Source organism: Edaphocola aurantiacus (assembly GCF_019797745.1).
In the GTDB taxonomy this organism is placed as follows: Bacteria; Bacteroidota; Bacteroidia; order Chitinophagales; family Chitinophagaceae; genus Edaphocola; species Edaphocola aurantiacus.
On the sequence record NZ_VOSI01000001.1, the window covers coordinates 975,385 to 992,858 of the forward strand.

Annotated in this window: 17 protein-coding genes; 1 reads left to right on the forward strand and 16 read right to left on the reverse strand. The window is 39.3% G+C overall.

Going from position 1 to position 17,474, the window contains the following annotated elements:
* The first annotated feature begins 2 nt into the window (after positions 1 to 2).
* Complete coding sequence (locus FTD44_RS04185) at positions 3 to 965, forward strand: hypothetical protein (protein ID WP_222165295.1); 963 nt, start codon at positions 3 to 5, stop codon at positions 963 to 965.
* An 11-nt stretch (positions 966 to 976) separates the two neighbouring features.
* Here FTD44_RS04185 and FTD44_RS04190 read toward each other — a convergent pair whose 3' ends face one another.
* The 16 genes from FTD44_RS04190 to FTD44_RS04265 all read right to left on the reverse strand — a co-directional run bounded on the left by FTD44_RS04190 (position 977) and on the right by FTD44_RS04265 (position 17,393).
* On the reverse strand, positions 977 to 2,152 hold the full coding sequence (locus FTD44_RS04190) for a glycosyltransferase (protein WP_222165296.1): 1,176 nt from the start codon (positions 2,150 to 2,152) through the stop codon (positions 977 to 979).
* Entirely contained in the window at positions 2,149 to 3,315 is a 1,167-nt protein-coding gene (locus FTD44_RS04195) for a glycosyltransferase (protein ID WP_222165297.1), read from the reverse strand. Before FTD44_RS04195 ends, FTD44_RS04190 begins: the two co-directional genes overlap by 4 nt.
* Positions 3,316 to 3,333: 18 nt before the next feature.
* On the reverse strand, positions 3,334 to 4,227 hold the full coding sequence (locus tag FTD44_RS04200; protein ID WP_222165298.1) for a glycosyltransferase family 2 protein: 894 nt from the start codon (positions 4,225 to 4,227) through the stop codon (positions 3,334 to 3,336).
* The gene (locus tag FTD44_RS04205) at positions 4,224 to 4,874 is read right to left on the reverse strand and encodes an acetyltransferase (RefSeq protein ID WP_222165299.1); all 651 of its coding nucleotides are present in this window, start codon (positions 4,872 to 4,874) and stop codon (positions 4,224 to 4,226) included. The genes FTD44_RS04200 and FTD44_RS04205 overlap by 4 nt, the downstream gene beginning before the upstream one ends.
* A gap of 1 nt (position 4,875) precedes the next feature.
* Complete coding sequence (locus tag FTD44_RS04210) at positions 4,876 to 5,958, reverse strand: DegT/DnrJ/EryC1/StrS family aminotransferase (protein WP_222165300.1); 1,083 nt, start codon at positions 5,956 to 5,958, stop codon at positions 4,876 to 4,878.
* Positions 5,955 to 7,391: a lipopolysaccharide biosynthesis protein gene (locus FTD44_RS04215; RefSeq protein WP_222165301.1), complete on the reverse strand. Its 1,437-nt coding sequence runs from the start codon at positions 7,389 to 7,391 to the stop codon at positions 5,955 to 5,957. The genes FTD44_RS04210 and FTD44_RS04215 overlap by 4 nt, the downstream gene beginning before the upstream one ends.
* A gap of 47 nt (positions 7,392 to 7,438) precedes the next feature.
* Positions 7,439 to 8,752 carry a nucleotide sugar dehydrogenase gene (locus FTD44_RS04220; protein WP_317196825.1) on the reverse strand — a complete coding sequence of 438 codons (1,314 nt, stop codon included), beginning with the start codon at positions 8,750 to 8,752 and terminating at the stop codon, positions 7,439 to 7,441.
* Between the two features lie 40 nt (positions 8,753 to 8,792).
* Positions 8,793 to 11,171 (reverse strand): GumC family protein, encoded by a 2,379-nt coding sequence (locus FTD44_RS04225; RefSeq protein ID WP_222165302.1) that lies wholly within the window; start codon positions 11,169 to 11,171, stop codon positions 8,793 to 8,795.
* On the reverse strand, positions 11,171 to 11,968 hold the full coding sequence (locus FTD44_RS04230; RefSeq protein WP_222165303.1) for a polysaccharide biosynthesis/export family protein: 798 nt from the start codon (positions 11,966 to 11,968) through the stop codon (positions 11,171 to 11,173). Before FTD44_RS04230 ends, FTD44_RS04225 begins: the two co-directional genes overlap by 1 nt.
* A 78-nt stretch (positions 11,969 to 12,046) precedes the next feature.
* Entirely contained in the window at positions 12,047 to 13,072 is a 1,026-nt protein-coding gene (locus FTD44_RS04235; RefSeq protein ID WP_222165304.1) for a Gfo/Idh/MocA family protein, read from the reverse strand.
* A complete protein-coding gene (locus FTD44_RS04240) occupies positions 13,062 to 13,643 on the reverse strand; it encodes an acyltransferase (protein ID WP_222165305.1) in 582 nt (193 codons plus the stop codon). The genes FTD44_RS04235 and FTD44_RS04240 overlap by 11 nt, the downstream gene beginning before the upstream one ends.
* 9 nt (positions 13,644 to 13,652) lie before the next feature.
* Entirely contained in the window at positions 13,653 to 14,513 is an 861-nt protein-coding gene (rfbA, locus tag FTD44_RS04245) for a glucose-1-phosphate thymidylyltransferase RfbA (protein ID WP_222165306.1), read from the reverse strand.
* Between the two features lie 22 nt (positions 14,514 to 14,535).
* Positions 14,536 to 15,072 carry a dTDP-4-dehydrorhamnose 3,5-epimerase gene (gene rfbC / locus FTD44_RS04250; protein ID WP_222165307.1) on the reverse strand — a complete coding sequence of 179 codons (537 nt, stop codon included), beginning with the start codon at positions 15,070 to 15,072 and terminating at the stop codon, positions 14,536 to 14,538.
* Positions 15,073 to 15,075: 3 nt separating this feature from the next.
* Positions 15,076 to 16,128 (reverse strand): dTDP-glucose 4,6-dehydratase, encoded by a 1,053-nt coding sequence (gene rfbB / locus FTD44_RS04255; RefSeq protein ID WP_222165308.1) that lies wholly within the window; start codon positions 16,126 to 16,128, stop codon positions 15,076 to 15,078.
* Between the two features lie 32 nt (positions 16,129 to 16,160).
* Positions 16,161 to 16,874, reverse strand: coding sequence for a MotA/TolQ/ExbB proton channel family protein (locus FTD44_RS04260; protein ID WP_222165309.1), 714 nt, complete (start codon positions 16,872 to 16,874; stop codon positions 16,161 to 16,163).
* A gap of 90 nt (positions 16,875 to 16,964) precedes the next feature.
* Positions 16,965 to 17,393, reverse strand: a complete 429-nt coding sequence (locus tag FTD44_RS04265) for an FKBP-type peptidyl-prolyl cis-trans isomerase (protein ID WP_129022209.1) — start codon at positions 17,391 to 17,393, stop codon at positions 16,965 to 16,967.
* Positions 17,394 to 17,474: the final 81 nt, after the last annotated feature.

Sequence of the window (17,474 nt, forward strand, 5' to 3'; positions counted from 1 at the left end):
TTATGAAAAAGCTTTTTAAACAGCTTACCCTGTTTATTGTACCTATATTAATCTTTCTTTTTGGTTTAGATTATCTGATGTCCAGGTATTTAAAAAATACAGGAGAGGTATTTGGGAATGTTACCTCTCAATATGATCTTTATAAGAGCCGCATACATGAACCGATTGTAATTTTGGGTTCATCAAGGGCTGAGGTACATATAGATCCTAATGTTATAAAAAAGGGAACCGGATTGGATTGCTATAATCTGGGATGGAGCGCCGCAGAATCAGAGCTATTAATGTACCGCTTTAATGAATATTGTAAGTACAATCCGCTGCCAAAGTTATTAGTCATCAATCTTGACATGACAACATTTAATACTCAGCAGGTTGCAAGGATTATACGGGATGAGCAACTTCCATTCAATTTATACAATTTCGAAGCGTTTCATTTTTATGACAAGAATATACTCTATTACCTGATTCCAGGTATAAGATATTCAGAAAAAAGATTTCTTATATACCAGACCCTTCTTTTAGGCATAAAGAATCAACAGCTGGAGACTAAAAGATATAATGGTTTTATAAGCTCAGATTCGTCATGGGATGACACTCAACTAAAGAAAATATTACAATCCGGTCCTCGTACTGTTATTATAGATAGCAGTGCGATAAAAAGTTTTTGTAGTAGCCTCAAATACTTGCAAGAAAAGAATGTGCAAGTTATGTTATATTATGCCCCAGAACAGCAAGCCAGCTTCCCCTTATATAAAAACCGGGCGGAAGTATTAGCACTTTATCAGCAAATTGCGCAGCAATTGCAAATACCGTTTATCAATTACGCCAAAGGAGACATTGTTTTACATAAAGAATATTTTTATAATGCCTATCACCTTAACAGAACCGGTGCTGACATGTTCAGTCACATGATATTGACCGATATATTGCAGCTATTCAAAGACAAGCTGCCGTTCCGGAAATAGGCCAATTGACGCTATTGCCAGAATGGAGGTACTTTCTCGGAAGACTGTTGCACCTGCTCTTCCTGTAACGCAACTTCAAAATGGCTGCGTAGCGCGGTATCGGTAATGATACGGGTCATTTTTTCCAATTTATCCGCATCATCAAAGGAGGTAATCAGACCGGTTCTCATATCCTGTAGTTCTTCCCGTGCTCCGGAAAAGTCGGTACATAAGATTGCCTTGTGCAAATATTTTGCCTCCAGTATAGTTACACAATGTCCTTCATATCTTGATGGCTGCAAATAAATATCTGCCTGTTTCATATACGGATAAGGATTCATTTGCTTTCCTAAAAGGATTACATGAGACTCCAGCTTCAGCTCTTGAATTTTATCTTCCAGTTCCTGTCTGCAGTTCCCATCCCCTACTATATACCATACAAAATCCAGACCGGCATCCTTTAGCTTACGAAATGTAGACAGAAAACCCATATGGCCCTTTTCTTCAGTCAAGCGGCCAACGGTAACAATCTTATTATTTCGGCCCAGGTCCATTGCAGTGGCCGCTTCATTAGATAGCGTATCAATAGTTTGATATGGAATGACATTATACCGGACTGCTGTTTTTGCGGCCAGCTCCGGAATTTTCTTTAGCAGGTGCCCTTGAACATCTTCCGAAACACAAACTATTTTATCAAACCGGTGAAACAGGTTACGGTTTATGGATACATCAAAGTAGATCTTATTAACATCAAAATGTACCCATTGGATTTTTTGTTTTGCACTTACCTTATCCAATACATAATTGGAGATAAATGTATTGGGTCCGGCATAGGCAACAGCAATATCGTATGCCTCCTGCTGTGGAGGTAATGAGTGCTTCATAAACTTGTAATAAAGGTCAGTTCCTTTCTGCATCTTACTACGCATATAGTATAGCATAGCTCTGAATGTGCTCAGCAAGCGGCCTTTACCCAATTGCTCCTTAGCCAGCGTCACGAAGTTAGATTCAACAGCATGACATACATCTTTGGAATGATCAATTACCTGTACACGAACATGGGCAGGGATAGCGGACAACAGTTCGCCATGCTCCCGCATCATCATTATCGTAATATCTGTGCTTTCTGGCAAGGTATCAATCAGATTGAGCAGAGACTTCTCTGTACCTCCCAGGTTCATATCGATAAGGAAGAAAAATATTCTCATGACGCTCCTTTCATTAGATTTTGAAATAACACTTTCCATTTTGCAGCGACTTTCTCAATTGTAAAGTTTTCAGCAGATTTTAGTGCATTCAGGCTTAACCGTTTTAATTCTTCCGGCTGATCGATAAGTGTCTGTATCGCTTTCGTCATTGCTTGTACATCACCATTTGGGATGATGATGCCATTATAATTATGTTCAATGATATCATGCAATGCACCAAAAGAGTCCATAACGATCGGTACACAACCGGTTTGCAAAGCCTCGGTCAATGTCATACCCCACCCCTCAAAAGCGGAGGTCATGATAAAAATTTTTGATTTTATATAGTAGGTATAAGGGTCAGTATGCCCTTCAAACGAGATATGCTGCACATTATGTTCTGATACCATTTTCTTATAAAATGGCAGATCTTTACCTGAGCCTAAAAGCTTAAATGTCCATGATGCAATGCGTTGTAGTCCCATCCATGACTGTATGGCAAGGCTTACCCTTTTAGATATTTCATCCATGCGGGCAACCAGCAGTACTACATTGTCCTTATTGTTACTATCCTCTGGTTGCACAATATGATCAAACGATAAAGCATTACCAATGGCATAGAGCTTTTTAGCATCTTTTAATCTGGCATAGGCAATAAAATCCTTGAAAAATTTATCGGACAATAAAACATAGGCATCACTGTTATGATAACCTTTGCTATAACCTTCCCGTACTTTTTTTACATGTAATGGATGCTTCAGATAAGTGAGTGTATGAGCCGGAAGGCCTTTCACTTTTTCTGCAAATGATTTCTGACCAAATTCCAACGCGGCATTAGACAGGATATAGTCCTCTCCTACTTTTGGTGGAGAATGTAAGCCCGTTATAACCTTACATGGAATATCTGGATTATATACCTTTAGAATATTTACATACCAGTAACCGCAGGGGAATATGGCAATATCTATCTCAAACTGTACAATGATATCATAAATATCTTTTCCGGAATAGATTGTCCTCTCTACACAGTTAACACCTTCTATTTTGTCTTTAATAGACATAAAACAGGCTGTAACCGTATACTCCGGAGCTTTAGACAGCTCCCTAATTAAATTATACGTCGTACGTTCAATACCCCCGGCAAGCGGATCTAAACTATTATTGGCCAGAAAAAGTATATTCATATATATCAGGTCTTAAGCTTAATGCTTAACCAGGTAGTAAAAATACCTTAAATTATTTTTCCAGAAATTTGCCCTACCGATCAGCCCGTTACGCAAGCCAAATTTTGTATACTCTATATAAGAGCGAAAGGCTTCCTTTCTCTGCTTTTCGCGCGTTTGCAGATAGATAAGACTCATGTAATAGGTAGACTGAGCAGCTACTATCCCTTTAAATACCGCTCTGGCATTATCGTCGCGATAGTTATCTTTTAATTGCAATAAATGATTAAATGTATTAATGCCATGCTTTAAACGTTTGGCATTATCAATTGATGAATATACTCCAGTATCGTTTACACGATAAACCGCTCCACAAAATTCCATGATCTCTATTTTCCCATTTAGAGAAAGGTAATTGTGCAAGAATGTATCACCATTAAATACATGAAGAAGATGTTCAAAAAAATCGGGGCCTAATATGTTTCGAAAGAGCATACATTGGGTATATGTATGTTGCCCTTCCTTTGTTAAGGTATCATTTTGCAGCACTTCTCGGTAATGACTGCATAAAACGAAATCTTCATTTTCATCAAGGAAGTCTACCTGCTTTTGTAATTTATATGGATCTGTCCAGTAATCATCTCCCTCACAAATAGCGATATACTTACCTGTCGCTTGTTTTAAGGCCCAAACAAAATTGGGCATCATTCCCTTATTAGATTCATGGCGGGTATATTCAATCCAATGACCTCTGGGATGACTACTAATAATTTCTTTAACCACAGCAGCAGTATTATCCGGAGAGTGGTCTTCTGCAATGATTAAATTTATTTTAAAGTTGCATTCCTGCATCAGTACACCTTCAATAGCCTGTCTTATATAATGTTCATGGCCATAGGTTATCATTACAACTGATACTACAAATTCATTCATAATTTCAAATTTAAAGTATCTATCTGTCTCAATATCTTAGCGGGTACTCCGGCAACAATACAGTTATCAGGTACATCCTTGGTAACGACAGCACCTGCACCCACGATAACATTTGTACCTAAATGGATATCCGGTAAAATTGTTGCATTTGCACCAATCTGGCAATAATCGCCAATCTGAGCTCTACCCAATATTTTTGCTCCGGGTGATATCTCTACAAAATCACCTATAATACAATCGTGCGTTACGATTGTATTATAATACACAATGCCACCTTTGCCAATAACTACATCATTTGACAGAATTGCACCATCCATAATACAAGAACCTGCTCCAATGGTAATGCCATATGACCCAATATTGGCCCGAGGACTAATCAAAGAAGTCAAAGTTCCTCCCAGATTCGAAAATTTAACGTCCATTTTATGACGCAGAAAAGGATTGCCTATGCCTATGGCAAAACGATTATCTAACTTAAAATATTTTAAAACCTCTTGTTCTGATCGCAACACTGGAAAGGTCTCAAATAATGTATCCGGTATATCCTTTGATACATCATCATAAAATGATAGCCGCAATAGCTGATCGGTTAAATGAGCAATCTGCAATACTTCCTTTGCAAAGCCTTTCGCACCAACAATTATCATATTAGTTATTTTGAACTCTTAATATTATCCGGCTTATCAGGTCTACTTCTTCCATTGTTAACTCATAGTACAAAGGCAAACAAAGTACTCTTTTGGCAATATCATCCGTAATAGGCATATCGACATGTTGTACATATGGGAGTGTATTGGCCAATGAAGGATAAAAATACCTGCGGGTAAATATTTCATGTGCGTCCAATTCTGCCTTAACCGCAAGCAGGAGGCTTTCCGATTCAAATATTACCGGATAATATGTATGTGTTTTATTCGCTTGTGTATGCCACTTCGACTTATGTATTTTAGCGGTTTTCAGGCGCTCGTCATATCTCTGGCATATTGCACTTCTACGTTCAATAATATCTTCAATATAATTTAGATTCGCAAGCCCCATAGCCGCATGAAATTCTGAATTTTTACCATTTATGCCTAATCCATCGAAAGCTACCGGTCCGGCAATCCCGAAATTACGCATTGAGGCTAACTGCTTCAAGACAGCTGGTTCTTTAGTAATAATCAAACCTCCTTCGGTTGTATGATACAATTTTGTAGCATGCAGGGAACAGGTTGAGACATCACCATATTCAAAGATTGAACGGCCATTAACTTTTACCCCAAATGCATGCGCCGCGTCATATATAACCTTAAGATTATGTTTTTTTGCGATTGCCTCTATGGCCACTACATCACAAGGATTACCATATACATGGGTTGCCAGGATCGCCTGAGTCTTATCTGTTATTGCAGCCTCTATTTTGGAAGGATCAATATTAAGCGAATGCGGATCGATATCTACAAATACCGGAGTGCAGCCCTCCCAGACTATTGTACTGGATGTCGCCACGAAGGAGAAAGGAGTGGTAATAATCTCACCCTGTATCTGTAATGCTTTTATTGCCATCTGTATGGCAACGGTACCATTAGTGACAAATAATAAGTGCTTCACATCCAGGTATTCTTTCAGCTTCATTTCTAAATCAGAAGCTAAGGGCCCCATATTGGTAAGCCATTGCCTGCTCCAGATACCTTCCAATAGTTTGTTATATTCTGCCATCGGTGGCAAGAATGGTTTCGTAACCGGGATCATTTGCGTTTTATTAATTGTTTCAAAAAGGATATCTCAGAAAACTTAAAAATCATTGCTATGACAAAGTAAAGGCTAAAATAACAAATACCTGCCAGGACAATCCTCATCAGATCAGTAAATTTAAATAAGAAAAATTTATCTGCACCAAATACTATTATTCCAACTACAAAGCTAAGCAGACAGGCAGGAAGCAAATCTCTGATCTGCTTACTAAACCCATAATCAATAAACTTTCCGGAATAATAAGAATTAATAAATAGTGCAATAAACGAAAACACGACCTGCCCCCACAATAAGCCATATATCCCGAAGAAAGAGCTCACCACTAATATGATTACGATCAGGATCTTTTTAATTACTTCAAGTTTCAGAAAAAGATCTGAGCGGCCTCTAACGTAAAGTATATTTAAATTATAGGCATGAATAGGGTAAAGTAAACCTGCAATGCAAAGAATCTGAAAATAAGGAACGGCATTATCCCATTTGTGGGTGAATAACAATGTAAATATTGCTTCAGCTTCAACCACCAGATAAGCCAATATCGGTGCCAGTACAAATAAAACCGATGTCATTATCTTCTTATATAATGCTCTTAATGCATCAGAGTCATCCTGTATCTTGGCAAATAAGGGCAAGGTGACCTTATTCAGTACCTGAGAAATGTTAGAAACGGGCAGCTGCTTCATCGAATCAGCCCTGTTATAATACCCCAATTGAGTAGGAGAATAAAGCTTACCGATAAAAATGGTGTATATATTATTGAATAATGTATCTAATAAAGAGGAAAGAGACAGCTTATATCCAAAGTTGAAATGATACTTAAACTTTTCCTTATTAAATATAAATTTAGGTCTCCAGGGACTGGTTATCCAAAGCAATATGCTGAACACACTACTCTGCAAAATATTCATCCATACTAATGCCCATACCCCAAAGCCCTGATAAGCCAGTACAATACCCGTTGCCGCACTAATTATAGACGCCGGCAATTGCAAACCCAACTCCAGTTTAAATTTTAGCTCTTTTGAAAAAATGGTATGCTGCACCGCACCAAAAGCACCGATAATAAGGGTAATGGAGTAAACCCTAATGATTGCCGTGAGTGCAGGAATTTTATAAAAGGTGGCGATAAGTGGGGCGACCAGCACGATAATGAGATAAATCAAAACGCTCATCGCCATATTAAAAAAGAAGACAGTAGAAAGGTCTTCTTCAGTAATATTTTTTGTGCGAATGAGCGAAGTAGTTAATCCTCCATTGATCAAAACACCACCAAGAGCCATCACAACTCCAAATAAAGCAATCTGGCCGAAGTCATCTGGCAAAAGAAGCCTTGCAAGGATAATAGAAACAATAAAGTTTATAATCTGGCTGGAAAACTGTTGCAAAAAGGACCAGAAAACGCCTGATACTAACTCCTTATTTATTGACATTTTTATAAACTTATTTGTAGATAAGATTGCTGCTGCAGAAAAACGAATTATAATGCCCCATCAACCGGAAAAGGTAAGAATGACTTTACATCATAAATTACGCATTGCTCATTCCTTAATTGCTTATAGTCAATAGTCAGAAAATCACTATGGGCTACTCCCAATACTATTGCATCGTATGTAGTTGTTGGTAAAGTGGTCATCAACTCCAGTCCATACGCTTTGTGTACAAGGTTTGCATCTGCCCAGGGATCAAATATATCTACGGTTATTCCGTAAGACTTCAATTCCTGTATGACATCAACAATCTTGGTATTACGCACATCCGGACAATTCTCCTTAAATGTGATACCCATCATAAGCAAGCGGGCATTTTTAACAGCGATATCGTTCCGAATCATGCACTTTACTACTTCTGAAGCAATATACTCAGACATGCTTTCATTCATTCTCCGTGCTGCCAGGATCAAACCAGGATAGTACCCCGCTTCTTTTGCCTTTAAGGCAAGATAATAGGGATCTACACCGATGCAGTGACCACCTGCCAGACCGGGTTTATAAGCATGAAAGTTCCATTTTGTACCCGCAGCTTCCAGTACCTCATGGGTAGGAATATTCAGTCTGTTACAAATTTTAGCCAGCTCATTGACAAAGGCTATATTAATATCCCTTTGTGCATTTTCAATGACCTTTGCAGCTTCTGCTACTTTAATCGAAGATGCTTTAAAGGTGCCTGCTGTTATGATGGAACTATATAGATTATCGACAAACGTTGCGGCTTCCGGAGTGCTTCCTGAGGTCAACTTTAATATATCAGTTACAGTACGTGTTTTATCTCCGGGATTCATTCGTTCAGGAGAATAGCCTACATAAAAATCTGTATTAAACGATTTTCCACTGCCTTCTTCCAGTAATGGTACGCATACCTCTTCTGTTAAGCCAGGATAGACGGTTGATTCATAAATAACAACATCCCCATCCTTTAAATATCGCGCGACTGTCTGACTGGCCAGAATGACTGGCGACAAGTCAGGTTGATTATGATGATCTACTGGAGTAGGTACTGTTACGATATAGACGGTTGCGTCCTTAATATCGGATTCCAATGCCGAAACATACAAGCCTTTTTCGCCTCTGCTGGTTTGTAGAATACGCTTCAACTGATCTTTTTCTACCTCTAGCGTATCATCTGTTCCCAAACGCAACGCTTCTACCCGCTCCGGGTTGATATCGAAACCAATCACCGTGTAATGCTGTGCCAATGCACAGGCCAATGGCAAGCCTACATAACCAAGTCCGATTACCGCAATTTTATGAGCTTCCATCGGAAGCATCAGGGAGTTTGTGTGTGCTGTTGTCATTACAAATTCTACGCTATACAAATACTAAAATCATCTGCTGTTATTCTTTACCCATTCTTCGCTTAAATCTTGCGACAAGTGAATTTCTGTCCTGGTGACCGCTTTTACGGTCTTCTCCATAACCATAACCATATCCGTAGCCATAACCATAACCTTGCGTATTCGCAACATTGGCATCATTCATAGCTACAACAAGATTATTTAATTTCTTATGTACACTGATATCTTTCAGGATATGCATTTGTTCTTTATAAGTATAGTTATAGCGAACAACGTATATAGTCGTATCTACAATATCATTCAGATTGAAGGCATCTGCTACCTGTCCGATAGGAGAAGAGTCTAATAGTACATAATCGAACTCCTGTTTCAGCATAGCCATCATCGAACGCAATTTCGGGCTAAGCATCAGCTCTGAAGGGTTCGGAGGTATTGGTCCGGCACCCATTACATACAGGTTCTTAAAATTAGGAACAGGGTGAATAATCTCTCCAAGGGAGATACTATCATCAATCAGGTAATTGGTAATACCATATTGCGCTTTCATACCTATACCTAATAACATCTTAGGTCTTCTGATATCAAACTCAAGCAGGATTACTTTCTTTCCGGTCAATGCAAGACTTGCTCCAAGATTGGTTGTAAATGAGGTTTTACCTTCACCACTCATACTTGATGTAACCAGAATAGCCTTATGATCCTGACTTTTATGAAGAAATCGAAGGTTGGTTCGTACGAGACGGAATAATTCTGATACTGCATCACGACTGCCTTCTTTTACAACCAGCATTTGTTCATGCTCATGGTGACTGATTTCACCAATGATCGGTACATCTACAATGCTCTTCACATCGTTAACGCTGGTGATCTTATTATTGAGCATTTCTTTCAGGAATACAACACCAAGTGGTAATAATAAGCCCAGTAATATACCCCCTAAATAAACTACTTTATTTTTTGGTGATACAGGTTCCCAGTTAATAGAAGCAGAATCAATAACTTTTGAATTCGGAGCGGTAGCTGCGGCAAGAATCAGGGTTTCCTCCTGCTTTTGTAACAGATAGCTGTATATCGCAGATTTAATACCTTGCTCCCGTTTAATACTCAGCAACTGGCGTTCGATATTTGGAGAAGCTTTTACCTTGCTTTCAAAGCTAGTGGAGCTTTGGCTCAGATTACCTTTTGTGATCTCCAGGCCCCTTTTGACATTATTAATATTCTCATTAATATTGCCTCTCATGGTACTGATTTCTGCATCAAGATTTTTCACTTGTATACTTGTAGGCTCTACTGTAGCCAGCAATTGCTTCCGTTGTGCCTGAAGCTCATTATATTTGGCTGTAAGTGCTTGTAAATTAGGATCATTGATACCTAATGTACTTGGAACAAGCGAATTGTTATCCCTTGAACCCATATAATTTTTCAGAGAAGATAGAATACTTAACTGTATATTATATTGCTCTACCTGCTTTGCATAGTCAGTCGCCTGAGCCATATACATCTCTGCATTATTATCCTCTACAAGAGAATACTGGCTGCGATAATTGGCTACATCACGTTCTACATCGCCCAGTTCAGAAACCAGGCTACGCAATCTTCCTTCAATGAAAGTTATGGTATTATCATTTTCGATATTTTTGTCTTTGATCACCTCTCCGGAATACACGTCCATCAGCTTGTTCAGCACATCAACAGACTTCTGCGGTACCGCATCTACAAGATTTAACATCAGTACATTGGTATTATCCACTGAACTAACATTTAATTTACTGCTATAAACAGAAGCTATAATAGAAGGGTCATTGATTACTACTTCAAAAGCCCCGCTCTTGGTCTTGATCTTATTGTTCAACAAGAAAACACCACGGGCAGTTTTAAACTTTGTACCGAAAGTTGCAATGTATTTCTTCTCATTTTCAATCCAGTAAAAGCTGTTGACATCTTTAACCTCTATCAGAATGGCTAATCCATAAGCCGTTTTATTGTAATCAGAAACCTGTAAATCTAAAGGGAACTCATCTTTATAGAGCTCCATCTTTTTCACTTTACCTTCTACATAGTAAGTGATATTCATCTGCAGTTCCTCAATCACTTTTTGCATGATAGAGTGACTTTTCAGATACATTATTTCACTTTGTATATCTACACTAGACATAGAATTGCCTCCGCCCATCATGTCAGCGACTTTGGCTTGCTTGTTTTCTTTCTTAACCATTAAGGTAGCAGAAGAAACATATTGTTTAGTTGCATACCGTAAGTATACAAAAGAAAGAGAGGCGGCTACAATCATGCAAAGCAAAAACCATGGCCAGTATCTCAGTATCTTAAATAACCAATCTTTAATATTAAAACCTCCAGTAGATTGTATATTCTGGCTATTAGGAGTAGTTGCCGTATTACTAGGTATCAAAGGTTCCATTAATTTTTCCTTAAGTTTAATATAATACTATAGACGTTCAATAGTGTTGAAACGGAAGTCAGTGAAAATGTCGTTAAGGCCAGAGCGTCTGGCTGTCCCTGTGCAATGCGTTCCTGACGCTTAGTAGGTTCCACCACAATCACATCATTTTGCTGCAGATAATAATAAGGAGAAGATATCGCATCTGTACTATTCAGGTTCAATCGTATCATCTCTCTTTGTGTACCATTTTCTCTGATTAGTAATACATTGTCTTTACGGCCCGACGGTTTCACATCACCCACTTTTCCTAACGCTTCCAATATACTCGTTTTACGTTCAGAAATGTTCACAATGCCCGGAGTTCCAACCTCTCCTAATACAGTTACCTGTGCATTAAGCAAACGTACATTCACAATCGGATCTTTTACCTGGCCACTGATCTTTTGAGCAACTAAGTCCCGTGCTTCTTCAAGTGTTTTGTCCGCAATATGTATCTTTCCCAGAACAGGAAAGTTTATGTCTCCGTTTTTATCAACTTTATATCCTTCGCTAAGTGATGATGAAGTAATTCCAGATTTGGTAGAAGCACTTGCAAGTACCCCTTCATTAAATAATGTATTAGATTCAGCATTTAATGTGCTGACCTTAATGGAAACAACATCATCAACTTTTATCCTTTGTTCAGTTTTATTATCCAGTTTAATGGTTGTATAGGTTGAATCAGAAAGATCTTTGAAATAAGTCATGCGGTACTTGGGAGTACAGGAATGCAAGCCTAATAACAATAATGCAGAGATATATATTTTTCTTTTCATAACTGGATTTTGCGCGAAGTTAATGTTAAAATATGATTTTAGTTCCCGTTTAAGTGCAAATATAAAGCTGTTAACATATTACATGTAATTATTTCCCATCTGATACATCTGTTCAATTATTTCCACTACAGCTACTCCATCTTGGACCGGTGTGGTAATTGCAGCTTTGCCATGTAACACGTCAATTACATTCTGAATTACATATATATGATTCGCTGCAGAGCCTTTATAATGTCCATAATCATTTCCAGGCAAGGTATCCTGTAATGCAGGCATTGTATAATCCTGGATATGACAGTAACAAACCTTGTCCATATACTGTCCGCCCACCTGGATACTACCCTTTTCTGCGATAATGGTCATAGAACTTTCTAAATTCTTATCCCAGACAGCAGTAGAAAAATTCAGATTTCCCATGCCGCCCCGTTCCAGCTCAAACAACACATTACCACTATCTTCAAATGCGGTCAGTTCCTGATGGTTGAAATCATAAAATCGACTTTGCACATTCTTTATTCCTCCGAAAAGCCAATACAAGATATCTATAAAATGGGAGAATTGTGTAAACAAGGTTCCTCCATCCAGAGACTTGCTTCCGTGCCAGCTATCGGGTGTGTAATAGCGCTCGTCCCGATTCCAGAAGCAGTTCATCTGTACCATATGTATTTGTCCCAATACTCCGGAATCCACCACTTCTTTCAACCATACAGAAGGTGGCGAATAGCGGTTTTGCATAACTACAAATACCTTTTTGTCCACTTCTTCTGCTTTTAAAATTACTTTTTGTGCATCGATTTTAGACAATGCCAAAGGCTTTTCGATTACAACATGCTTTCTATCGTTAAGTACCTCCAGGGCTACCGGAACATGCAAGCCATTAGGTACGGCAATATTGGCAACATCAAAATCAAGTCCGGCCTCACGAAAGGCTTCATAGGAATCAAAGAACGGAATATCTGTATAAGCATCCAGCTTTAACAGGGATTTATTCTTGACATCTATCAAAGCCACTAATTCTGCCTCCTCGTTGCTCCGGATCATTGCAGCATGTCGCTTACCGATATGGCCACAACCTATAACTATAAATTTTATCTTATTGTTCAACTCTTATTACTTCGTTATTAATTAAAGAATAGCGCTCACCACTCTCAGTACACACAGCCGTACCCTGCTCATCAAAAACCAGTCTTTCTCCGTAAGTACTCATCCAGCCAATTTGCTTCGCCGGATTTCCGACAACCAATGCATATGCCGGCACATCATGTGCCACGACAGCTCCAGCGCCGATAAAAGCATATGATCCAATATTATGGCCACAAATAATGGTTGCATTGGCTCCGATAGAGGCTCCTGTACCGATGTGTGTTTTACGGTACTGATCTTTACGGTTTACGGCACTTCTTGGGTTCAACACATTGGTAAACACGACTGACGGCCCTATGAATACGTCATCGGCACAATCAACCCCCTCATAAATAGATACATTATTCTGTACCTTAACATTGCGCCCTAATGTAACGCCATTGGCAATAAAACAGTTCTGCCCGATATTACACTCCGGCCCTAATACAGCTCCGGGCATGATATGACAAAAATGCCAGATGCGAGTGCCCGATCCTATCGAAGCTCCCGCATCTACAACTGCCGTTTCATGTACATAAAAATCTGTACCCATATATATAAATTACTTCACTAATCGTTCCAGGTATGCACCATAACCGCTCTTTTTAAGCGGCGCTGCAATGTCCAGTAATTGCTCTTTTGTAATAAAACCCATTCGGTAAGCTACTTCTTCCGGGCAACCCACTTTAAGCCCCTGGCGGTTTTCCAGGATTTGCACAAACTGGCTTGCCTCCATCATAGAATCAAATGTTCCGGTATCCAGCCAGGCTGTACCACGGTTCAGCACACTTACTTTCAATCGCCCCTCTTTCAGATATATTTTATTAATATCTGTTATTTCGTATTCCCCGCGTGCAGATGGTTGTAGATTTTTGGCTATTTCTACTACATCATTATCATAAAAATAGAGTCCGGGAACGGCATAGTTTGATTTAGGAACAACTGGCTTCTCCTCTATAGAGATGGCATTAAAGTCCTCGTCAAACTCTACTACTCCATAACGTTCCGGATCATGTACCTGGTATGCGTATACTACTCCGCCTTCTACTTCAGTATTGCTTTGCAGTAATGTACCCATCCCCGCACCATAGAAAATATTATCTCCCAGAACCAGTGCCACCTTCTCTTTACCGATAAATGATTCTCCCAGTACGAATGCCTGTGCCAGGCCATTAGGAACTTCCTGAATCACATATTCAAAAGTACATCCCCATTGACGGCCATCGCCCAGCAAACGCTTAAAACCGGCCTGATCTTCAGGCGTGGTAATAATAAGTATTTCCTTAATACCCGCCATCATTAATACAGAAAGCGGATAATAAATCATTGGTTTATCGTAAATCGGCATCAGTTGTTTACTGATCCCTCTGGTAATCGGGTATAATCGGGTTCCGGAGCCTCCGGCAAGTACAATTCCTTTCATATCAAGGGGTGTATTATAGTGCTTAGTGTTTTAAAAAAGGAAGATCGACATCCTTTTCTGAAAGCAACATCGCAGATGCTGGTATTTTCCAGTCAATATTTAAAATAGGATCATTATACCGGATACCTGCTTCGGCATCCTTATTATAAAACTGATCACATTTGTATACAAAAACAGCCGTTTCACTCAATACAGAGTATCCATGGGCAAATCCTTTCGGAATATATAATTGCTTATTATTTTCTCCACTCAGCTCTACCGCAATAGATTGCAGATATGTATCTGATCCTGGTCTAAGGTCTACCGCAACATCAAGTACCCTACCTTCCATAACCCGTACCAGTTTGGCCTGAGCGGCATCTCCCTGCTGAAAATGCAATCCCCTTACTGTACCGTAGGTCGAAAAAGACTGATTATCCTGTACAAAATCTCCGCTTGCGCCGGTCAATTGCTCAAACTTAGCGCGGTTAAAACTTTCAAAGAAGTAGCCTCTCGAATCCCGGAACACCTGCGGACTCAGGATGAAGCAGCCTTTTAGTGTTGTTTCTTCTGCTATCATGAATTAGCTGTATTGTTGCTCATAATATTTCTGATACGCACCACTTGTAACCTGTTCCAACCATGCTTCATTTTCCAAATACCAGTCAACAGTTCTTTCCAGACCTTCTTCAAACTGAAGGCTAGGCTCCCAGCCTAACTCTTCTTTAAGCCTGGTTGCATCAATCGCATAACGCAAATCGTGCCCGGCCCTGTCGGTAACAAAAGTAATGAGCTGTGCAGATGCACCTGGCTCACGGTTCAGTTTTTTATCCATTATTGTACATAACAAACGGATCAGATCAATATTTTTCCACTCATTATGGCCACCTATATTATAAGTGGTACCCGTAGCGGCCTTATGAAAAATGTCATCGATAGCGCGGGCATGATCTTCTACCCATAACCAGTCTCTTACATTTTCACCTTTCCCGTAAATAGGGATCGGTTTATTATTTTTGATATTGTTTATAGATAAAGGAATCAGCTTTTCCGGAAAGTGATGCGAACCATAATTATTAGAACAATTAGAGATCACACAATCCATCCCATAAGTATCGTGATAGGCGCGCACAAAATGGTCTGAGCTTGCTTTTGATGCAGAATAAGGACTATGGGGATCATAAGCGGTCGTTTCGGTAAACATACCGTCTTCGCCTAAAGCACCATATACTTCATCAGTCGATACATGATAAAAACGATGACTGTCATAAGCACCTTCCCAGGCTTCGCGTGCCACATTTAATAAGGTAACTGTACCCACCACATTTGTCATTACAAAATCGAGTGGATTGGTAATGCTGCGATCTACATGGCTTTCTGCAGCCAGGTGTATTACAGCATCAGGATTATATTTCTGAAAAAGCGCTTTTACAAATGAAGTATCACAGATATCTCCTTTCTCAAATATATAATTCGGCTTTTTTTCTATATCGCTTAAGTTAGCCAGGTTACCGGCATAAGTCAGTTTATCCAGGTTCACAATAGTGTACTGCGGATAGTTATTGACCAAGCGTCTAACAACATGGGAGCCGATAAAACCGGCTCCACCTGTGATAATAATCGTTTTTTGAGACATTAATTCAAGTATAGGAATCCCTAAAATAGCGGTTAACGATGAGCCGGCTCATGCAGAATGTCCAGCAGCTCATTTGCAGAAGTTTCAATTTTATTAACGCCTCTGTTGATGAGCGCATTCAAATAATTGTATCCGACAAAAGAAACCAGGCCGATGATCAGACCGGTTGCTGAAGTTACCAGTTTGGTATAAATACCTCCGGCAACGCTATTGATAGAAAAAGCCGGATCGTGCTGAATATTATAGAACATGATGATCATACCTACAATTGTACCCAGGAAACCGAAAATCGGTGCAATACCTGCAATTGTAGATAAAATACCTACATTTTTTTCCATAGCATATACCTCCAGCTTACCGGAGTTCTCCATAGATTTTTCGATATGATCTATTGGCTTGCCGATACGGCTGATCCCTTTGGACACCACACGTGGTACAGAGCCATCATAATTTTTACATAAAGACTGAGCACCGTTAAGGTTGCCCTCAACGATTTTCTCTTTTACCCGCTGCATAAAGTCTGTCGGGGCACTCATTGCTTTCCTTATGGCCAGGAAGCGTTCAAAAAACACATATATAGCGATCAGACTACAGATCAGTAGTGGAATCATTAACACACCACCTTCTTTCAACAGGTACCATAAAGACAATTGCTCCTGTACTGCCGGTTTAGTGACCGGAGCAGCTGTAGCAGCCATCTGTGCAGTATCGGCAACTACCTGTAATAAAACGGGACTAAAGCTCATTTGCAAAATTTAAGGTCAAACACAAAAGTAAAAAAAATGGGCAAAAATGTAGAAACTTTCGCCCAATTCAAAATGCTGTTATAGCGTATCTTACAGAATTTCTACCAGTTCGATATCAAAAACTAAGTCTTTGCCTGCCAGAACGTGGTTAGCATCCAGTATTACTGATTCTTCTTTCACTTCAGCAACTACAACAGGGAATACATTACCCATATTGTCGCTCAGGTGCATTTGCATACCAATTTGTGGTTCTGCACCTTCAGGGAAATCAGATTTAGGAAATTCAACAAAATTTTCAGGACTTGCAGCACCGTATGCCTCTTCAACAGGGATATTCACGGTTTTTTTATCACCTACCTGCATATCGATCAGCGCATTGTCAAATCCTTTAATAACCTGACCTTGACCTACAACAAATTGCAACGGCTCACGTCCTTCTGAACTATCAAAAGTTGTTCCGTCTGTTAATTTACCATGATAATGCACTTTTACGGTGTCTCCTGTTTTTACTTGTGCCATAATGCTTAATTAAAATATATGTTTTATGTAATTGAGTGCAATATATTCTTTAATTATATACCGGCAAATTTAATTTGCCTC